Source organism: Pseudomonas sp. GW823-FHT02F05 (assembly GCF_058797315.1).
Window position 1 is genome coordinate 109,125 of record NZ_JBXAJM010000017.1, and the last position, 18,837, is coordinate 127,961.

Annotated in this window: 15 protein-coding genes; 4 read left to right on the forward strand and 11 right to left on the reverse strand. The window is 61.1% G+C overall.

Annotated elements, in window-relative coordinates:
• Positions 1-160 precede the first annotated feature (160 nt).
• The 7 genes from purU to AC1RAC_RS20480 form a co-directional block, all read right to left on the reverse strand.
• Positions 161-1,018, reverse strand: coding sequence for a formyltetrahydrofolate deformylase (gene purU / locus AC1RAC_RS20450; RefSeq protein WP_057702207.1), 858 nt, complete (start codon positions 1,016-1,018; stop codon positions 161-163).
• A gap of 125 nt (positions 1,019-1,143) precedes the next feature.
• Positions 1,144-1,776: a sarcosine oxidase subunit gamma gene (locus AC1RAC_RS20455; RefSeq protein ID WP_014720232.1), complete on the reverse strand. Its 633-nt coding sequence runs from the start codon at positions 1,774-1,776 to the stop codon at positions 1,144-1,146.
• Between the two features lie 136 nt (positions 1,777-1,912).
• Positions 1,913-4,930 carry a sarcosine oxidase subunit alpha gene (locus tag AC1RAC_RS20460; protein ID WP_054896756.1) on the reverse strand — a complete coding sequence of 1,006 codons (3,018 nt, stop codon included), beginning with the start codon at positions 4,928-4,930 and terminating at the stop codon, positions 1,913-1,915.
• Complete coding sequence (locus tag AC1RAC_RS20465; protein WP_003194855.1) at positions 4,927-5,229, reverse strand: sarcosine oxidase subunit delta; 303 nt, start codon at positions 5,227-5,229, stop codon at positions 4,927-4,929. Before AC1RAC_RS20465 ends, AC1RAC_RS20460 begins: the two co-directional genes overlap by 4 nt.
• Positions 5,230-5,244: 15 nt before the next feature.
• Complete coding sequence (locus AC1RAC_RS20470; protein ID WP_003176546.1) at positions 5,245-6,495, reverse strand: sarcosine oxidase subunit beta; 1,251 nt, start codon at positions 6,493-6,495, stop codon at positions 5,245-5,247.
• Positions 6,496-6,517: 22 nt separating this feature from the next.
• A complete protein-coding gene (gene glyA, locus AC1RAC_RS20475; RefSeq protein WP_003194857.1) occupies positions 6,518-7,771 on the reverse strand; it encodes a serine hydroxymethyltransferase in 1,254 nt (417 codons plus the stop codon).
• Between the two features lie 258 nt (positions 7,772-8,029).
• Positions 8,030-8,758, reverse strand: coding sequence for a TraX family protein (locus AC1RAC_RS20480; RefSeq protein ID WP_181124728.1), 729 nt, complete (start codon positions 8,756-8,758; stop codon positions 8,030-8,032).
• A gap of 90 nt (positions 8,759-8,848) precedes the next feature.
• Between AC1RAC_RS20480 and AC1RAC_RS20485 the strand changes: the two genes are divergently transcribed.
• The 3 genes from AC1RAC_RS20485 (at position 8,849) to AC1RAC_RS20495 (ending at position 10,948) form a co-directional block, all read left to right on the forward strand.
• On the forward strand, positions 8,849-9,889 hold the full coding sequence (locus tag AC1RAC_RS20485) for a threonine aldolase family protein (protein WP_003194862.1): 1,041 nt from the start codon (positions 8,849-8,851) through the stop codon (positions 9,887-9,889).
• A 193-nt stretch (positions 9,890-10,082) separates the two neighbouring features.
• Positions 10,083-10,283 carry a hypothetical protein gene (locus AC1RAC_RS20490; RefSeq protein ID WP_054920783.1) on the forward strand — a complete coding sequence of 67 codons (201 nt, stop codon included), beginning with the start codon at positions 10,083-10,085 and terminating at the stop codon, positions 10,281-10,283.
• Between the two features lie 131 nt (positions 10,284-10,414).
• Positions 10,415-10,948 (forward strand): REP-associated tyrosine transposase, encoded by a 534-nt coding sequence (locus tag AC1RAC_RS20495; protein WP_003194866.1) that lies wholly within the window; start codon positions 10,415-10,417, stop codon positions 10,946-10,948.
• Between the two features lie 351 nt (positions 10,949-11,299).
• Here AC1RAC_RS20495 and gbcB read toward each other — a convergent pair whose 3' ends face one another.
• Entirely contained in the window at positions 11,300-12,400 is a 1,101-nt protein-coding gene (gene gbcB / locus AC1RAC_RS20500) for a glycine betaine monooxygenase reductase subunit (protein WP_014720237.1), read from the reverse strand.
• A gap of 282 nt (positions 12,401-12,682) precedes the next feature.
• On the opposite strand from gbcB, the gene gbca reads away from it, so the two are divergent.
• A complete protein-coding gene (gene gbca / locus AC1RAC_RS20505; protein WP_492616937.1) occupies positions 12,683-13,978 on the forward strand; it encodes a glycine betaine monooxygenase oxygenase subunit in 1,296 nt (431 codons plus the stop codon).
• 848 nt (positions 13,979-14,826) lie between these two features.
• On the opposite strand, the gene etfB is transcribed toward gbca, so the two are convergent.
• The 3 genes from etfB to dgcB are packed head-to-tail and all read right to left on the reverse strand — an operon-like array spanning position 14,827 to position 18,771.
• Positions 14,827-15,603 (reverse strand): electron transfer flavoprotein subunit beta, encoded by a 777-nt coding sequence (etfB, locus tag AC1RAC_RS20510; protein ID WP_372441717.1) that lies wholly within the window; start codon positions 15,601-15,603, stop codon positions 14,827-14,829.
• 4 nt (positions 15,604-15,607) lie between these two features.
• On the reverse strand, positions 15,608-16,828 hold the full coding sequence (gene etfA, locus AC1RAC_RS20515) for an electron transfer flavoprotein subunit alpha (protein ID WP_492616938.1): 1,221 nt from the start codon (positions 16,826-16,828) through the stop codon (positions 15,608-15,610).
• Entirely contained in the window at positions 16,828-18,771 is a 1,944-nt protein-coding gene (gene dgcB, locus AC1RAC_RS20520) for a dimethylglycine demethylation protein DgcB (RefSeq protein ID WP_054898201.1), read from the reverse strand. Before dgcB ends, etfA begins: the two co-directional genes overlap by 1 nt.
• Between the last annotated feature and the right edge of the window lie 66 nt (positions 18,772-18,837).

The following is an 18,837-nucleotide window of genomic DNA, read 5'->3' on the forward strand; positions in this document are numbered from 1 at the left end:
TTGCCCCTTGGGGCAGCGCGTTAAGTGCTCGGGTACAGATGCTGTTTCTTGTGTTGCTTGTAAGGGCCTCATCGCAGGCAAGCCAGCTCCCACAGTGGATCGGGTTCCAACCTTGGAATGCTGTCGAATGTGGGAGCGGGCTTGCTCGCGAAGGCGTCAGTCAGAGCACCACCGTGCGATTGGCGTTCAAGAACACCCGCCGCTCGATGTGATACCCCACCGCCCGCGCCAATGTGAGCCCTTCGATATCCCGCCCCTTGGCAATCAAATCTTCGGGATAGTGGCTGTGATCCACCACTTCCACGCCCTGGGCGATGATCGGCCCTTCATCCAGATCGTTGTTGATGTAATGCGCCGTGGCGCCCACCAGTTTCACACCCTTGTTGTACGCCTGGTGATAAGGCTTGGCGCCCTTGAAGCCCGGCAGCAACGAGTGGTGAATGTTGATGGCCTTGCCGTCCAGCTTGCGACACAGCTCTGGTGACAGCACTTGCATGTAGCGCGCAAGGATCACCAGTTCGGCGCCGGTGTCTTCCACCACTTGCCACACCTGGCGCTCCTGGGACGGTTTGTCGTTGGGGTCGAGGGGGAAATGGTAGTAGGGAATCTGGTGCCAATCAGCCAAGGGCTTCAGATCGGGATGGTTGGACACCACCGCGACTACGTCCATCGACAGCTGGCCGATGCGCTGGCGATACAGCAGGTCGTTGAGGCAGTGATCGGCCTTGGAGACCATGATCACCACTTTGGGCCGGTAGTTCGGCGCCGTCAGTTCGAAGATCATGCCAAAGGCTTCACCACGGCTGGCCAAGCCATCGCGGAACGCCTGCTCGTCAAAGCCGTCAGGCTGACGGAACTCAACACGAATGAAAAAACGACCCGAGAGGCGGTCATCAAACGAATGGTGCTCGGTGACGTAGCAGCCTTGCTCAAACAGGTAGCGGGTGACCGCGTCCACCGTGCCGAGCACGCTGGGGCAGTCGGCGGTCAAAATCCATGTATCGGGTGCGCGGCTCATGGGTCACTCCTCAGGCTGATCGTTCCCACGCTTTGCGTGGGAATGCCGCCATGGACGCTCTGCGTCCGCTTTTGGGACGCGGGGCGTCCCGGTATGCATTCCCACGCGGAGCGTGGGAATGATCATCATGCGACAACGCTCAGGCCGAACTCAGCCGAGGCATCCTGCAACCACAACCACCAGTAATCCGAGAAGCTGCGACGGATCAGCAGTTCCCAGGTGTCTTCAGCCGTATGACGGATCACCAGTTGCGACTTGGCGAACACCGTACCCACGGCTTTGCCGACCGGGAAGTTGTTGGGGTGTACGTCGTAGCTGGTGGACTTCATCAGCACATCGCGCACATTCGGGCCGCTCAGTTCAAGAATCTGCTGGCCGCCGCTGACGTTGACGATCTGGATATGCAGGTCGCCCAGGGCGGCGCGCAGGTTTTGCTCGGCGGCAAACTCTTCACCGCTCGGCACAATCAACAGCCACTCATCCGGGCCGAGCCACTGAAGGCTGGTTTCACCTTTGAAGACCACGCTCAGCGGGCCGGGCAGTTCGATACCGACGGCCTTGTGTACGCCGGCGGCGAAGGCGGCGTCGTGGCCATCGCCACGGATAGTCAGGTGGCCGAGGAGTTTCTTTTCACGCACGGTCACGCCGGCGTTCTTGCGGCCCTTGCCGACCAGGCTTGCGAGGTCGGCATGGTGCAGCGACGACTCGGCCTTGGCGCCGGTGGTGGGGCGTTGTTGGTAAACATTGGCTGCTGTCATAAAGCACCTGTTCTGAATTCTGTTGATCGTTCCCACGCTCTGCGTGGGAATGCCGCCATGGACGCTCTGCGTCCGCCCTTGGGGCGCAGAGCGCCCCGGAATGCATTCCCACGCAGAGCGTGGGAACGATCAGGTGTCAGACGTTCTGCCGATCACCTTTGGGGTCAAAGAACACCGAAGACACAATCTCGGCTTCGATCACGCTGCCATCCGCTTGCGGCGAGAACACCCGCTCACCGATGCGCTTCAAGCCGCCCTTCACCACACCCATGGCAAACGAATAGCCCAGGGAGTTATGCGCATAACTTGAGGTAACGTGACCCACCATCTTCATCGGAATCGTCTGCTTCGGATCGAACACCAACTGCGCGCCTTCCGGCAGCCACACGTTCGGGTCGATCGGCTTGAGCCCCACCAACTGCTTGCGCTCTTCACGCACGCAGTCTTCACGGTTCATCCCGCGCCAGCCGATCCACGAGAACGGCTTGGTACGGCCAACGCACCAGCCCATGTTCAGGTCGTCCGGGGTCATCGAGCCGTCGGTGTCTTGCCCGACGATGATGAAGCCCTTCTCAGCGCGCAGGACGTGCATGGTCTCGGTGCCGTACGGGGTCAGGTTGTACTTTTTGCCGGCCTCGACGATCTTTTCCAGCACACCCATGGCGTAGTCGGCCTGCACGTTGACTTCGTACGACAGCTCACCGGTAAACGAGATACGGAACACCCGCGCCGGCACGCCGCCCACCAGGCCTTCCTTCCAGGTCATGAACGGGAAGCCGTCCTTGTCCAGGTCGATGTCGGTGACTTCACTGAGCAGCTTGCGGCTGTTGGGGCCCGACAGGGTCATGGTTGCCCAATGGTCGGTGACCGAGGTGAAGTACACCTTGAGGTCCGGCCATTCGGTCTGCTGGTAGATTTCCAGCCACTGCAGCACGCGGGCGGCGCCGCCGGTGGTGGTGGTCATCAGGAAGTGGTTATCGGCCAGACAGGCCGTCACGCCGTCGTCGAAGACCATGCCATCTTCCTTGCACATCAGGCCGTAGCGCGCCTTGCCCACATCGAGCTTGGTCCAGGCGTTGCTGTAGATGCGGTTAAGGAACTCACGGGCATCCGGACCTTGAATGTCGATCTTGCCGAGGGTGGAGGCATCCAGCAGGCCGACGCTGTCACGCACCGCCAGGCATTCACGCTTCACGGCGGCGTGCAGGTCTTCACCGTTACGCGGAAAATACCAGGGGCGTTTCCACTGGCCAACGTCCTCAAACTCGGCGCCGTTCTTAACGTGCCAGGCTTGCAGCGCGGTGTAGCGTACCGGCTCGAAGATATGCCCACAGTGACGGCCCGCTACGGCGCCGAACGTCACCGGCGTGTAGTTGGGACGGAACATGGTGGTGCCCATCTGCGGGATGGTCACGTTCAACGAACGGGCGGCGATGGCCAGGCCGTTGACGTTACCCAGCTTGCCCTGGTCAGTGCCGAAGCCCAGCGCGGTGTAGCGTTTGACGTGCTCCACCGACTCGAAACCTTCGCGGGTGGCCAGTTCGATGGCGGCGGCGGTCACGTCGTTTTGCAGGTCGACAAATTGCTTTGGCGCCCGTGCGGTAGCTTTTTCGTGGGGTACCTGGAACAGCGCCAGGGTGGGTTCTTCAAGACGACTCAAGGCTTTTGGCAGCGTGCCTTCAACCGGGGCAAAACCGGCTTCGCTGGCCGCACGCACGCCGCCTTCAAAGCCATCGGCGAGGGAGTCGCCAAGGCCGTAGACACCGTTGATGCCACCCACGCACACGCGCTTTTGCGGTGCTTCGCCGGGTACAAACCCGAGAATATCTTCACGCCAGGTCGGCTTGCCGCCCAGGTGCGAGGCCAGGTGCACCACCGGGCTGTAACCGCCGGAGCTGGCGACCAGGTCGCAGTCCAGCCACTCGCCGGGGCTGGTGACTTTGTGCGCCTTGACGTCGATGGCTGCCACGCGGGCACCGGTCACGTGCTTACTGCCACGGGCCTCGATCACGGCGCTGCCGGTGAGGATGCGAATGCCTTTGGCGCGAGCTTCTTCAACCAGAGCCCCGCGTGGGTTGTGGCGCGCATCGGCCACCGCAACAACGGTGAGGCCCGCATCGAACCAATCCAGCGCAACGCGGTAGGCATGATCGTTGTTGGTCGACAGCAGCAGCTTTTTACCCGGTGCCACGCCGTAGCGACGCACGTAGGTAGACACCGCACCCGCGAGCATATTGCCCGGCACATCGTTGTTGCCATACACCAGCGGACGCTCGCACGCACCGGTGGCCAGCACCACACGCTTGGCACGCACACGGTGGATACGCTGACGCACCACGCCAATCGGCGCACGATCACCGAGATGGTCGGTGAGACGCTCGTGAATGGTCAGGAAGTTATGGTCGTGGTAACCGTTGACGGTGGCGCGGGGCAGCAGCACCACGTCCGGCAGGGCTTTCAATTCGGCAATGACGCTGGCAACCCATTCAGTGGCCGGCTTGCCGTCGAGGCTTTCGCGCGAATCGAGCAGCGAACCACCGAACTCTTCCTGCTCGTCGGCGATGATCACACGGGCACCGCTGCGCGCAGCGGCCAGCGCAGCCGCGAGGCCCGCAGGGCCTGCGCCCACGACCAGCACGTCGCAATGACGGTTGAAGTTGTCATAGGTGTCCGGGTCGTTCTCGGTGGGCGACCGGCCAAGGCCTGCCGCCTTGCGGATGTACTTCTCGTAGGTCATCCAGAACGATTGCGGGTACATGAAGGTTTTGTAGTAGAAACCCGGCGGCATCAGCTTGCCGCCGACCTTGCCGAGAATCCCCATCATGTCGTTGTTCACGCTCGGCCAGCCGTTGGTGCTGGTAGCAACCAAGCCTTGGTACAGCGCCTGTTGGGTGGCGCGCACGTTGGGGATCTGCGTGGCTTCGGTGGCGCCGATCTGCAGCACCGCGTTCGGCTCTTCGGCGCCCGCGGCAAAGATGCCCCTTGGGCGCGAGTACTTGAAGCTGCGGCCAATGATGTCGACACCGTTGGCCAGCAGGGCTGCGGCCAGGGTGTCGCCTTCAAAACCCTTGTAGCTCTGACCGTTGAACGTAAACGTCAGGACTTTATTACGGTCGATGCGGCCACCGTTGGACAGGCGATTGATCTGGCTCATACCTTCTCTCCAGAGGCCTTGGCGGTGAACTGAGGCTTCTCACCGATCTTGTAGGTTTCAAGAATTTCGTAGGTCACAGTGTCGCGGGTGGCGTTGAAATACTGACGGCAACCGGCGGCATGGATCCACAGTTCGTGGTGCAGGCCGCGCGGGTTATCGCGAAAGAACATGTAGTCGCCCCACTGCTCGTCGGTGCAGGCATTCGGGTCCAGCGGGCGCGGGATGTGCGCTTGGCCGGACGCGTGGAATTCCTCTTCGGAGCGCAGTTCGCCACAGTGAGGACAGAAGATATGCAACATAGGGGATTTCTCCTGTTAGTGGGCGACGGCCGCAGCGCCGTGTTCGTCGATCAACGCACCGTTGTGGAAACGGTCGATGGAAAAAGGTGCGGCCAGTGGGTGCATTTCACCCTTGGCCAGGCTGGCGGCAAACACGTTGCCTGAGCCTGGGGTGGCCTTGAAGCCGCCCGTACCCCAACCGCAGTTGAAGAACATGTTCGGTACCGGGGTTTTGGAGATGATCGGGCAGGCATCCGGCGTGGTGTCGACGATGCCGCCCCACTGGCGGTTCATGCGCACCCGTGACAGCACCGGGAACATCTCGACGATGGCCTGGATGGTGTGCTCGATCACCGGGTACGAACCGCGCTGGCCGTAGCCGTTGTAGCCGTCGATACCGGCGCCGATCACCAGGTCGCCCTTGTCGGATTGGCTGATGTAGCCATGCACGGCGTTGGACATGATCACGCTGTCGATAATCGGCTTGATCGGCTCCGACACCAACGCTTGCAGCGGGTGGGATTCGATCGGCAGGCGAAAGCCCGCCAGCGAGGCCATGTGCCCGGAGTTACCGGCAGTGACCACACCGACGCGCTTGGCGCCGATAAAGCCCTTGTTGGTTTCCACACCGATGCACACGCCGTTTTCCTTGCGGAACCCGATCACTTCGGTCTGCTGGATCAGGTCCACGCCCAAGGCGTCGGCAGCGCGAGCAAAGCCCCAGGCCACGGCATCGTGACGGGCCACGCCGCCGCGACGTTGCACGGTGGCGCCGAGCACGGGGTAACGGGTGTTCTTGGAGCAATCCAGATACGGGATTTCGTCGGCCACTTGCTGGGCATTCAGCAGCTCGCCGTCCACACCGTTGAGGCGGTTGGCGCTCACGCGGCGTTCGGAGTCACGGATGTCCTGCAGGGTGTGGCACAGGTTGTACACGCCACGCTGGGAGAACATCACGTTGTAGTTCAGGTCCTGGGACAAACCTTCCCAGAGTTTCATAGCGTGTTCGTACAGGTGCGCCGACTCGTCCCACAGGTAGTTGGAACGCACGATGGTGGTGTTGCGCGCGGTGTTACCGCCGCCCAGCCAGCCTTTCTCGACCACCGCCACGTTGGTGATGCCGTGTTCCTTGGCCAGGTAGTAAGCGGTCGCCAGACCATGCCCGCCGCCGCCGACGATGACCACGTCGTAGACCTTTTTAGGGGTCGGCGTGCGCCACATCTTCTGCCAGTTTTCGTGATGGCTGAGGGAGTGCTTGAAGAGGCCGAAGCCTGAGTAGCGTTGCATAGTCATTACTCCAAAACCGCGCTCAGCGATAAACCGGGAAATCAGCGCACAGGGCAGACACGTGCTTGGCCACGTTGGCCTCGACGTCGGCGTCGCCGAGGTTGTCGAGGATGTCGCAGATCCAGCCGGCCAGTTCGACGCACTGCGGCACTTTGAAGCCACGGGTGGTCACCGCCGGGGTGCCGATGCGCAGGCCCGAGGTCACGAACGGCGACTGCGGGTCATTCGGCACCGCGTTCTTGTTGACGGTGATGTGGGCGCGACCCAAGGCGGCGTCCGCCTCTTTGCCGGTGAGGCCCTGGCGGATCAGGCTGACCAGGAACAGGTGGTTGTCGGTGCCGCCGGAGACCACATCGTAGCCACGCTTGATGAACACTTCGGCCATGGCCTGGGCGTTATCGATCACTTGCTGCTGGTAAGCCTTGAAGCCGGGCTCCAGCGCTTCCTTGAAGCACACGGCCTTGCCAGCGATCACGTGCATCAGCGGGCCGCCCTGGGCGCCGGGGAATACCGCAGCGTTGAGTTTCTTTTCGATTTCTTCGTTGGCCTTGGCCAGGATCAAACCGCCCCGTGGACCGCGCAGGGTCTTGTGAGTGGTGGTGGTGACCACGTCGGCGTAAGGCAGCGGGTTCGGGTACAGGCCAGCGGCGACCAGGCCGGCGACGTGGGCCATGTCGACGAACAGCAGCGCGCCGACCTTGTCGGCGATCTGACGAAAGCGTGGAAAATCTAGGGTCTTGGAGTAGGCCGAGAAACCTGCCACGACCATCTTCGGCTTGTGCTCGACCGCCAGGCGCTCGACTTCGTCGTAGTCGATCAGGCCGGTGTCGGTGTTGATGCCGTACTGCACCGCGTTATACAGCTTGCCCGAGGACGACACTTTGGCGCCGTGGGTCAGGTGACCGCCGTGGGCCAGGCTCATGCCCAGAATAGTGTCGCCGGCATTGATCAGCGCCAGGTACACGGCGCTGTTGGCGGAGGAACCGGAGTGCGGTTGCACGTTGGCGTAATCGGCACCGAACAGCTGCTTGGCGCGCTCGATGGCCAGGGCTTCGACCTTGTCCACATGCTCGCAGCCGCCGTAGTAGCGCTTGCCCGGGTAGCCTTCGGCGTATTTGTTGGTAAGGCCACTGCCTTGAGCTTCCATCACGCGCTTGCTGGTGTAGTTCTCCGACGCGATCAGCTCGATATGATCTTCCTGGCGCTGCTCCTCGGCATTCATCGCCGCCAGCAGTGCGTCGTCATATCCCTGGATCTGGTCTTGTTTGCTGAACATCGCGTCTCTCCCAGCCTTTCGTATTGTTGAGGCCCTCGCAGGGCCCTTTGATGCGATGGTAGGGCTGGCGCGTGCGGGCCAAATGCCTGCGCACGCCACGCAAAGGTGCGTTTACGACATGGCCTGAGCAAATGCTAACTGGGTGCCTACAAACTGTAGGAGCGAGCTTGCTCGCGAAAAACCTGAGGGCGCCGCGTTCAATCAGGCAGCCCGCGTTATTGTTGACGTTTTTCGCGAGCAAGCTCGCTCCTACAAGGGCTAGGCGATGAGCTTGCGAACGAGTAGCAACAGAAGAAAATGCATGGGATACAGGGCATAGGCCCAGCGTCGCATGGCGGGGGGGTTGGCGTTTTTGCCATGTCGCAATAAGACCAATCCTGCCAGCGGCGCAATCAGACATGCAGCCAACCCCGACAGCGCCACAAGCGTGCCGCTATTGAGCAGAATCTGCCACTGATTGGCGGCGACGCAGACTAAACCCGGCAGCACGCTGAAATACCAGGGCCGGCGAAACACCAGCAATAACGCCAGTGGCAGCAATACACCAAAGAAACCGAACATCAACTGGTGTGAAAACACGGCCGCCATTGTGACGGCGATCAGCGCCAATCCTCGATCAACCAACGCCTTTTGCTGCCAACCTCGGGCAACCAGCATGCCCAGCGCCAGGGTCGGCAACACGTTCAAGGTATCGGCATCTTCGATGAACATCCGATAAGGCACTTCGCTGATCACGCTGAACAGCAGCAACCAACCCAGGTAGCGCCAATGGCCCGTCACTGGGGCGTAACGGACACGGTGCAAATTGGCCGCAATCGCCAGGCAAAACCATGGAAACGCCAGGCGCCCCGGCACGTATAGCCCATCCAGGCTCAGCCCCACATAGCGCAAATGATCGAGCACCATACTCAACAGCGCCAGCCACTTGAGCAGATCCAAAGCGCCATCTCGGACAGGTCCGACAGGCAAGGTTTCAGTACCGTGCATAATTCCCCAACGACTTTGCATTTACAGTGCGTGCGTGCCCCCGGCAATCTTGGGTAAAGTGCGCACCAACATCGACCACAGGAACGGGCCATGACCGACAAGAGCCAACAATTTGCCAGCGACAACTATTCCGGCATCTGCCCGGAAGCCTGGGCCGCCATGGAACAAGCCAACCAGGGCCATCAGCGTGCCTACGGCGATGATGAATGGACCCACCGCGCCGCCGACGGTTTCCGCAATCTGTTCGAGACCGACTGCGAGGTGTTCTTCGCCTTCAACGGTACGGCTGCCAACTCCCTGGCGCTGTCCTCGTTGTGCCAGAGCTACCATAGCGTGATTTGCTCGGAAACTGCCCACGTCGAGACCGACGAATGCGGCGCGCCGGAGTTTTTCTCCAACGGCTCCAAATTGTTGGTTGCCCGCACCGAAAACGGCAAGCTGACCCCGGAGTCGATCCGTGAGATCGCCCTCAAGCGCCAGGACATCCACTACCCCAAACCCCGCGTCGTGACCCTGACCCAGGCCACCGAAGTCGGCAGCGTGTACACCCCGGAAGAAATCCGTGCCATCAGCGCCACCTGCAAGGAGCTGGGCCTGAACCTGCACATGGACGGTGCCCGCTTCGCCAATGCCTGTGCATTCCTGGGTTGCTCACCGGCCGACCTGACCTGGAAAGCCGGCGTCGACGTGCTGTGCTTTGGTGGTACCAAAAACGGCATGGCGGTGGGTGAAGCCATCCTGTTCTTCAATCACAAACTGGCTGAAGACTTCGACTACCGCTGCAAACAGGCCGGTCAGTTGGCGTCGAAAATGCGCTTCCTTTCTGCGCCATGGGTGGGCCTGCTGGAAAATGACGCCTGGCTCAAGCATGCGCGCCACGCTAACCATTGCGCGCAATTGTTGAGCAGCCTGGTGGCGGATATTCCCGGTGTGGAATTGATGTTCCCGGTACAGGCCAACGGCGTGTTCCTGCAACTCTCCGAACCCGCGATTGCAGCGCTGACCGCCAAGGGCTGGCGTTTCTACACCTTCATCGGCAAAGGTGGTGCGCGCTTCATGTGTGCGTGGGATACCGAGGAAGAGCGTGTAAGGGAATTGGCTGCCGATATTCGGGAAGTGATGAACGCTTAAAGCAGGGCCCCGGCCAGTCCTTACTGGCCGATTGTCGAGACTGTTTTTTGATATTTCTGACAGCTACGTAGCTCGCATTCATTGTCTAGCCTCTTGTTACCCGCAAGGAAAACGCAGCGATAACTGCCACCTTTCGGGTTTCACCGCCAGCCGAATAATCGGCGGCAAAGGCACATCAATGGAGAGCTTTATCATGGAATATCAAAGCAATAGCAACACACTGCAAAGCGGCGGCAGCACTAGCACCACGGTCATTGACTGGGATGAGTTCAGGAAACACGCCAAGGTCGGGGACACCATTCAGGAGTCATCAAGGACGCTGACCATCTACGACAAAGCCTACGAATTGACAAACTCAGGCCAGCACTTCGTTGTCCATATCTATGCCCAATAACTGTTAACACCTAAGGCTCGCGTCGCAGATTCCCGACCTGCGACGCGACGCTGAATCATGATCGTTCCCACGCTCCGCGTGGGAATGCCTCCTCGGACGCTCCGCGTCCACCCCAAATCAAGGATGAACACGTGGGCAGAAGCCGCTATGTCATCACCGAACCCGAAAAACCCCACTTCCTCACCTGCACTGTCATGGAATGGCTCCCCCTCTTCACCCGCAACTACCTGGTGGACCATCTTCTGGATTGCTGGCGATATCAACAAAGCAACCACGCTTTAAACTTGTTTGGTTACGTCATCCTGGAAAATCACTTGCACTTTATTGCTCAAGCGCCCGATCTGGGAAAGTGCGTCAGCCAATTCAAATCCTTCACCGCCCGCACCATCATTGACGACCTGCAAAGCAAAGGCGCGGAGCGGGTATTGCAGCGCCTGCGTTTCTGCAAGCGTGCACACAAGACAGATCGTGTTTATCAACTGTGGCAGGAAGGTTCACATGCGGAGTTGGTTTACAGCGAGGCAGTCATGCGCCAGAAGCTTGATTACATCCATCACAACCCCATAAAGCGGGGCTATGTGGACCTGGCTGAACACTGGCGCTACTCCAGCGCGCGCAACTATGCAGGTATGCCAGGCCTGATCGACATCCAACCTTGGCTCTGAAGATCCGCGTGCCCCTTCCCTTACGACGGGACGCGGAGCGTCCCTGGTGGCGTTACCACGCGGAGCGTGGGAACGAGCAGGTGCCTGCTGCCGGAAAGATCGTTCCCGCGCTCCGCGTGGGAATGCAGCCCGTGACGCTCCGCGTCACCCTTCAGTTGCGACGGGACGCGGAGCGTCCTGGGAGGCGTTACCACGCAGAGCGTGGGAACGAGCAGGTGCCTGCTGCCGGAAAGATCGTTCCCGCGCTCTGCGTGGGAATGCAGCCCGTGACGCTCCGCGTCACCCCTCAACTGCGGCGGGACGCGGAGCGTCCTGGGAGGCGTTACCACGCAGAGCGTGGGAACGAGCAGATCAGAACTCGATGCGTACATCACCCTTCGGCACACTGCAGCACGACAGGATATAGCCTTCGGCTTCGTCCTCTTCGGTAATCCCGCCGTTGTGCTCCATCTCTACTTCGCCGCCCAGCTTCATGACCTTGCACGTACCGCAGATGCCCATGCCGCAGGCCTTGGGGATCAGCAGGCCGAGCTTGGCCGCCGCAGCATGCACCGTTTCCCCCGGCGCCACGCGAATGCTCTTGCCGGACGCGATAAATTCCACTTGATGCAGGTCTGCCAGGTCGATCTCCGGCGCATCCGCCGCTTGCTCGGCCTGCTCCACCGCATCGGCACGGGCTTCGGGCGGTGTCGCGCCAAAGGATTCTTCGTGATAACGCGTCATGTCGAAACCGGCAACTTCCAGCAAACGCTTCACAGCATTCATGTACGGCGTAGGGCCGCAGCAGAACACTTCGCGCTCCAGGAAGTCCGGCACCATCAGCTCCAGCATCTTGTGGTTCAGATAGCCGCGATACCCGGCCCATGGCTCACCCAGGCCGTGTTTTTCGCAAATCAGGTGCAGGCTGAAGTTGTCGATCCGCGACGCCATGTGCTCCAGCTCGCGGTGATAGATGATGTCCTTGGGCGAGCGGGCGCTGTGGATAAAGGTCATGTCGACGTTCGCGTTGGTGTCGTAGAACCAGCGCGCCATGGACATCACCGGCGTAATTCCAACGCCGCCGCTGAGGTACAGCACTTTCGGGCTCGGGAAGTCGATGGCATTGAACAGCCCGACCGGCCCGTGCACCGCCAGCTCCTGGCCTTCGTGCAAAGTGTCGTGCAACCAATTGGAAACCCGGCCGCCCGGCACACGCTTGATGGTCACCGAAAAGCTGTAAGGCACCGACGGTGAGCTGGAAATCGTGTACGAACGCATGATCGGCTGGCCTTCGATTTCCAGCTCCAGGGTGACGAATTGCCCTGGCTTGAAAAAGAACAGGATCGGCTGATCGGCCATGAAGCAGAAGGTGCGCACATCCCAGGTTTCCTGGATGACTTTGACGCAGCGGACGATGTGCCGACCATTGGCCCAGGTCTGGGTGGTTACCGGATTCAGGAAATTATTGGACATGTTGTTCTCCACCGCCGACGTCGGCCTTATGGTGGCGATTCTGCGTAACGCGAGAACCACCCATTTACCTATCTGCGACATTCACATACTTACGGCGACCAGCCCCCAAAGACAGGGGCTTGCGCGTCGGGATCAGATTGGGCCATGTCGCCCATGGATAAGGTTCGACGTTACGCCGGGCCCACACTCGCTCCCAACAAAGACGCGTTCTTTACGCCTTGCACAGCACCAACCGTAGCCACTATTCGCCGGCCACACAGAATGGCCATGAGGACACACACGATGGACGTCACCGCAACCTTAAGCTTGGGCGATCCGCTGGAACCCGCACGCAAGGCCACCGCGCAAATGCTGCAAGAGCGCGAGCGCACTTTTTCACTGCCGCAGCCGTTCTACTCTGATGAGCGGTTGTTTGATATCGACATGCAGGAGATCTTCCAGAAAGAGTGGTTGATCGCCGGCATGACCTGCGAAATCCCCGCCAAGGGCAACTACCTGACCCTGCAAGTGGGCAAGAACCCTATCATCGTCATCCGTGGCGCCGACGGCGTGGTGCATGCGTTCCACAACGTCTGCCGCCACCGTGGCTCGCGCTTGTGCACCAGCGACAAGGGCAAGGTCGCCAAATTGGTGTGCCACTACCACCAGTGGACCTACGAGCTGGACGGCCGCCTGCTGTTCGCCGGCACCGAGATGGGCGCCGATTTCGACATGAAGCAGTACGGCCTCAAGCCGGTGAACGTGAAGACTGCTGGCGGCTACATCTTTATCAGCCTGGCCGAAAACCCACCGGCCATTGATGACTTCCTGTCGACGCTCAGCCATTACATGGAGCCCTACGACATGGAAAACACCAAGGTGGCGATCCAGACCACCTTGTTCGAAAAAGCCAACTGGAAGCTGGTGCTGGAAAACAACCGCGAGTGCTACCACTGCAACGCCTCGCACCCGGAACTGCTGAAAACCCTGCTGGAGTGGGACGACGTTACCGACCCGCGCGCCGACCAGGCGTTCAAGGATCACGTAGCCGCGTCCGCCGCCGCTTGGGATGCCGAAAAAATCCCTTACGCCCACGCCAGCTTCGGCCTGCGTAACCGCATCGTGCGCATGCCACTGCTCAAGGGCACTGTGTCGATGACCCTGGACGGCAAGCAGGGCTGCGCCAAACTGATGGGCCGCATCAAGAACCCGGACCTGGGTTCGATGCGCATCCTGCACCTGCCGCACTCCTGGAACCACTGCATGGGCGACCACATCATTGTGTTCACCGTGTGGCCGATCAGCGCCCAGGAAACCATGGTCACCACCAAGTGGATCGTGCATAAGGACGCGGTGGAAGGCGTGGACTACGACGTGGAGCGCATGCGCCAGGTGTGGGATGCCACCAACGACCAGGATCGCCGCCTGGCCGAAGAGAACCAGCGCGGCATCAACTCCACCGCCTACCAGCCAGGCCCTTACTCCAAGACCTATGAGTTTGGCGTGGTGAATTTTGTGGATTGGTACAGCGAGCGGATGCTCAACAACCTGGGCGCGGCGCCAGCGCCTTATCTCAAAGGCGTAGCTGCTCACGAATAACGCTTGTGTGGGAGCGGGCTTGCCCGCGATGGCATTGTGTCTGTCAAAGCCTGTATTGGCTGACAGACCGCTATCGCAGGCAAGCCAGCTCCCACATTTGGACAGGTTAACTGTTCAAAATTCGATCAGTTCCGATGCAGCCCTTTACCACCCTGCCCTCCAGCCTTTCCCCAACAACTTATCCACAAAGCCACCCACAGCAATTGTGGGCAAGTGCGCCGTGCTCACAAATTAAATCAAGAAAATCCGTGACTTATTTAAACTTGCGGGTTTTATCTTGAGCTGTTCATTTATTGACCAAACCTCCAAGAGCCTTGTTTGGCGTGGCTTGCAGCGGTAAGCGAACACCTTATCCACAGATGCGCCAACAGAATTCGGGGGCAACTTTGTTCGGGTTGTGGAAAAGCCCTTGAAACCCTCATGAATCGGGGATATCCAGCCGTTTAAACGGCGAATATGTGAGATTTGATCAATTATTGACCAACCCCTCGAAAGCCACGTTTTATAAGGCTTGTAGCGGATAGCGAACATCTTATCCACAAAAGCGCCAACAGACTTTGGGGGCAAGTCGAGGCCTAAACCCGGTGAAAACCCGAGCAAAAACCGCAAGTTAGGTTGGTTGTTTTTCGTACAGAGGGCTGCAGAGCTTGATATGCCGGGCTTGTGGGCACCCGCGAACAGGTTATCCACAGGCGGATCAACAGGCATTGTGGGTAAGCCCAAGATAAAGCAGGAAAATGTGGAAGCGGGCTTGCCCGCGATTGCAATACGTCAACGGATGCATGGGTTGCTGACCCACCGATATCGCAGGCAAGCCAGCTCCCACAAGGTTTGGTGGTGGTCAGGGTTCAGCGTACGACGCCCTCTTCTACCAGAAGCTTGAGAATCGCTTGCGCGCCCTCTTCAGCGCTCACGCCCTTGAGCACCTGCCCACCGCCGCCACTGGCCTTTGCCGTTGCGGCCTTCATACGGTCGGCACCACTCTTGGCCTTGATCACCTTGAGGCGCTTTGGCCGTGGCTTGGCCGGTTGCAACAGTGCGCCTGTGAATAACTCGTCGTGTTCAATCTCAACGTCATGGGCGGCCAGTTCACCCCGTTGCGCCGGGCCGTAGGCGCTCTGACGTGGCTTGGGCGCGGCGTTATCCACAGTGGCGAGAAACGGCAGGCGCACCTTCAAGCGCCGTCGCTGGCCGCGAGGCAGCGCCTGCAGCACCAGGGCTACGCCGGCGTCGATGGACTCCACCTGGGCCAGCCCCACAATCAGCGGCCAGCCCAGTTGCTCGGCCAAGAGGAACGGCAGCATTCCCGAACCTTCGCCGGTTTCTGCCTGGCTCCCGGTCAGTACCACCTGAGCACCGGCGTCGCGCAGATACTCACTGAGCACCGGCAAGGCATCCGAGCCGGCCGGTTGTTCCAGTACCTGCAGTTGCGGCAGGCCCATGCCCAGGTAGCTGCGCAGGGTCGGCTCGCTGACATCACCAGCGTGCAGCACCTGCAACTTATCCCCAGCCAGTTGCAGCCCCAGCTCAACCGCGCGCGCATCCTGCTCGGCGCGGCGTGGACGCCCGGAGGTGGGGTGAGCACCGATGGACACCAGGCTGAATACAGTGTTCGTCATGGTCATATCCTCAGGCTGCATCGCGCTTGGCGCCGTTGCGGTAGGTCTCGACCGCCGCGATCAAGGCGTGCAGTATCGCGGCGCTTTCGCCGATCACCGACAGGTCGGCACGCTTGATCATGTCGCACCCTGGGTCGAGGTTGATCGCCACCACCTTGTCGCAGGCACCGATGCCTTGCAGGTGCTGGATCGCCCCGGAAATGCCCACCGCCACGTACACCCGCGCAGTCACCCAGGTGCCGCTGGCGCCGACCTGGCGATCACGCGCCATGAAGCCATCGTCCACTGCCACCCGCGAGGCGCCTTCAGTAGCGCCCAGGGCCGCGGCGGTCTGGTGGAACAGCGCCCAATCCTTCACGCCGTTGCCACCGGAGAAAATGAACTCTGCCTCGGCCATCGGAATCGCTGCCGGATCGACCGCCACCGCGCCGAGGTCTTCGATACGAGGCAAACTGCGCGCCAGGCTTGTGGATAACTCCACGGGCAAGACTTCGTGGCGGGTCTCGCTGACCGGGTCGGCACATTCGGCGGCAGCGAGGATCAGACGGGGCAACGGCCGCGCCAGGTCTTCCTGGCCGGCACCGGCACGGCCGATGCATTCCTCGCCCTTGATCTGCCACACCCGCGTCGCCGGGCGCTCCTTAAGGCTGGCGGCAAAGCGCCGCCCCAGCTCACCACCACCGCTGCGGCTGTCTGGCAGCAACCAGTGGCGCGGGCTGAATTGGTTATCCACAGCGCGCAGGCCCTGCACGCGTTGCTCCGGTGCATAACCCTCGAACTCATGCCCCTCCAGCACCAGCAGTCGGTCGACGCCGGCCGTGGCAAAGGCGCTTTCCTTGTGTTCACCGAACACCACCGCCAACACCGCGCCGTCATTGCCGGCCAGTTGGCGCGCCAAGCCAAGCAGGTCGCGGTCGTGGCTGCTCAGGCGGCCACCGACCATGTCCGGCACCACGTTGATGTAGAACGCCGGGGTCGGCACTTGATGCAGCGGCAATTGCACTTCCACTGCCGCGGTGCGCTTGGCCGCGCCGCCCTGCTGGGCACCGCTGCGGTCGATGCGCTTGATGCCGTTGGGCCCGATAAAACCGACACCATGCACGTTTTTGCGAATGATGCCGTTGGGCCCCATCCAGCTGTGTTGCGCCGGCTGCATCGCCGCGTGCAACGGGTGCAGGCGGTTACGGGCGATCCATTCGGCCCGGGGGTCGCGGCGGATAATATCGCTCATCAGTGCACCTCCGCAGGTTCACGCTTGACGGGGGCTTTGGCCGGCGCGGCGTCTTCAAGCAACGCGTCGGCTACCAGTTCGGCGATGTCCTTGATCAACGGGCGCGGTTCGACCACGCCTTCAAGCATCGCGGTGCATTGCGGGCAACCCACGGCCACCAGTTCGGCACCGGTCTCGCGGATGTCGTCCATACGCATATCGGGGATACGTTGCTTGCCGGGGATGTCAGTGATCGGCGCACCGCCACCGCCACCGCAGCAGCGTGAACGGAAGCCCGAGCGTTGCATTTCCTTGACCTCGATACCCAAAGCCCGCAGCACTTGGCGCGGCGCCTCGTATTCACCGTTGTAGCGGCCCAGGTAACACGGGTCATGGTAGGTCACGCTGTTGCCTTTGTGCTGGCCCAGATTCAGCGCGCCCTCGCCGATCAGCTCGGCCATGAAGGTGCTGTGGTGCTGCACGCGGTAGTTGCCGTTGAAGGCGCCGTATTCGTTTTTCAGCACATGGAAGCTGTGCGGATCGCAGGTGACGATGCGCTTGAAGCTGTACTTGGCCAGGGTCTGGATATTGCGCGTGGCCAGCAACTGGAATGTCGCTTCGTCACCGAGGCGACGCGCCACGTCGCCGCTGTCGCGTTCTTCCAGGCCGAGCACGGCGAAATCGACCTTGGCGGCCTTGAGCACTTTGACGAAAGCGCGCAGGGTACGCTGGTTACGCATGTCGAAGGCGCCATCGCCGACCCAGAACAGCACATCGCAACTGCCTTTGTCGCTGAGCAACGGCAGGTTCAGGTCTGCCGCCCAGTTCAGGCGCCCACCGGGGGCAAAGCCGCCAGGGTTATCGGTAGCGATCAGGTTTTCCAGGACTTCGGCGCCCTTGTTCGGCGTGGCGCCTTTTTCCAGGGTGAGGTGGCGACGCATGTCGACGATAGCGTCCACATGCTCGATCATCATCGGGCACTCTTCCACGCAAGCGCGGCAGGTGGTGCACGACCACAGGGTCTCGGCGTCCACCAGGCCGTTGACGATCGGCTGGTGCGGGTTGCCGCCGTGTTCGCCCACCGGTTTGCCGGGGTACGGGCTGCCGGCGAACTTGGCATCGGTGCCACCGGCCAAACCGACCACCATGTCCTGAATGAGTTTTTTCGGGTTCAGTGGCTGGCCGGCGGCAAACGCCGGGCACGCCGCTTCGCACTTGCCGCACTGCACGCAGGCGTCGAAGCCGAGCAGTTGGTTCCAGGTGAAGTCCTTGGGTTTTTCCACGCCCAGTGGCGCGGTTTTATCGCTCAGGTCCAAGGGTTTCAAACCGGTGGAGCGGCCACCGCCAAAGCGTTCGGCGCGACGGTGCCAGGCCAGGTGCAGGGCTCCGGCAAACGCGTGTTTCATCGGCCCACCCCAGGTCATGCCGAAGAACATTTCGGACACGCCCCACAACACGCCCACGCTCAGCAATGCCGCGAGCAGCCAGCCGCCGAAGTCGACGGGCAGAATCCCGGCCACCGGCAAGGTCACCAGGAAGAAGCTCACCGAGAAGGCCATCAGGCTTTTCGGCAGGCGCATCCACGGGCCTTTGGACAGGCGGGCAGGCGGATTGCGGCGGCGCAGGTACATGAAGATCGCGCCGACAAACATCAATGTCGACGCCAGCAGCAGGGCATAACCAAGAATGCGGCTCTGCAGGCCGAAACCGTGCACCACAATCGCCAGCAGCGCCGACAGCACAAAGCCCAGCGCCGTCGCTACGTGGGTGTTGGCGATGTATTTGTCACGGGCGACCACGTGGTGCAGGTCGACCATGTAGCGCTTGGGCATGGCCAAGAGGCCACCCAGCAGGTCGACTTTGGACGCACGGCCACGGCGCCACATGTTCACCCGGCGCAAGGCGCCGAGGACGGCGAGGCCCAGGGCGGCAAACAAGAGAATAGGCAGCAAGGTATTCAACATGGTGAAGCTCCCACGAAGATCGTTCCCACGCTCTGCGTGGGAATGCATCCTGTGACGCTCTGCGTC

What these genes read in the sequence shown, in the direction of transcription:
- AC1RAC_RS20485 (WP_003194862.1), top strand. Translation starts at nt 8,849, where the DNA reads ATGACCGACAAGAGCCAACAATTTGCCAGCGACAACTATTCCGGCATC.
- dgcB (WP_054898201.1), bottom strand. Translation starts at nt 18,771, where the DNA reads ATGTTGAATACCTTGCTGCCTATTCTCTTGTTTGCCGCCCTGGGCCTC.
- AC1RAC_RS20480 (WP_181124728.1), bottom strand. Translation starts at nt 8,758, where the DNA reads ATGCACGGTACTGAAACCTTGCCTGTCGGACCTGTCCGAGATGGCGCT.
- gbca (WP_492616937.1), top strand. Translation starts at nt 12,683, where the DNA reads ATGGACGTCACCGCAACCTTAAGCTTGGGCGATCCGCTGGAACCCGCA.
- etfA (WP_492616938.1), bottom strand. Translation starts at nt 16,828, where the DNA reads ATGAGCGATATTATCCGCCGCGACCCCCGGGCCGAATGGATCGCCCGT.
- AC1RAC_RS20470 (WP_003176546.1), bottom strand. Translation starts at nt 6,495, where the DNA reads ATGCAACGCTACTCAGGCTTCGGCCTCTTCAAGCACTCCCTCAGCCAT.
- gbcB (WP_014720237.1), bottom strand. Translation starts at nt 12,400, where the DNA reads ATGTCCAATAATTTCCTGAATCCGGTAACCACCCAGACCTGGGCCAAT.
- purU (WP_057702207.1), bottom strand. Translation starts at nt 1,018, where the DNA reads ATGAGCCGCGCACCCGATACATGGATTTTGACCGCCGACTGCCCCAGC.
- glyA (WP_003194857.1), bottom strand. Translation starts at nt 7,771, where the DNA reads ATGTTCAGCAAACAAGACCAGATCCAGGGATATGACGACGCACTGCTG.
- AC1RAC_RS20460 (WP_054896756.1), bottom strand. Translation starts at nt 4,930, where the DNA reads ATGAGCCAGATCAATCGCCTGTCCAACGGTGGCCGCATCGACCGTAAT.
- AC1RAC_RS20490 (WP_054920783.1), top strand. Translation starts at nt 10,083, where the DNA reads ATGGAATATCAAAGCAATAGCAACACACTGCAAAGCGGCGGCAGCACT.
- AC1RAC_RS20465 (WP_003194855.1), bottom strand. Translation starts at nt 5,229, where the DNA reads ATGTTGCATATCTTCTGTCCTCACTGTGGCGAACTGCGCTCCGAAGAG.
- AC1RAC_RS20455 (WP_014720232.1), bottom strand. Translation starts at nt 1,776, where the DNA reads ATGACAGCAGCCAATGTTTACCAACAACGCCCCACCACCGGCGCCAAG.
- etfB (WP_372441717.1), bottom strand. Translation starts at nt 15,603, where the DNA reads ATGACCATGACGAACACTGTATTCAGCCTGGTGTCCATCGGTGCTCAC.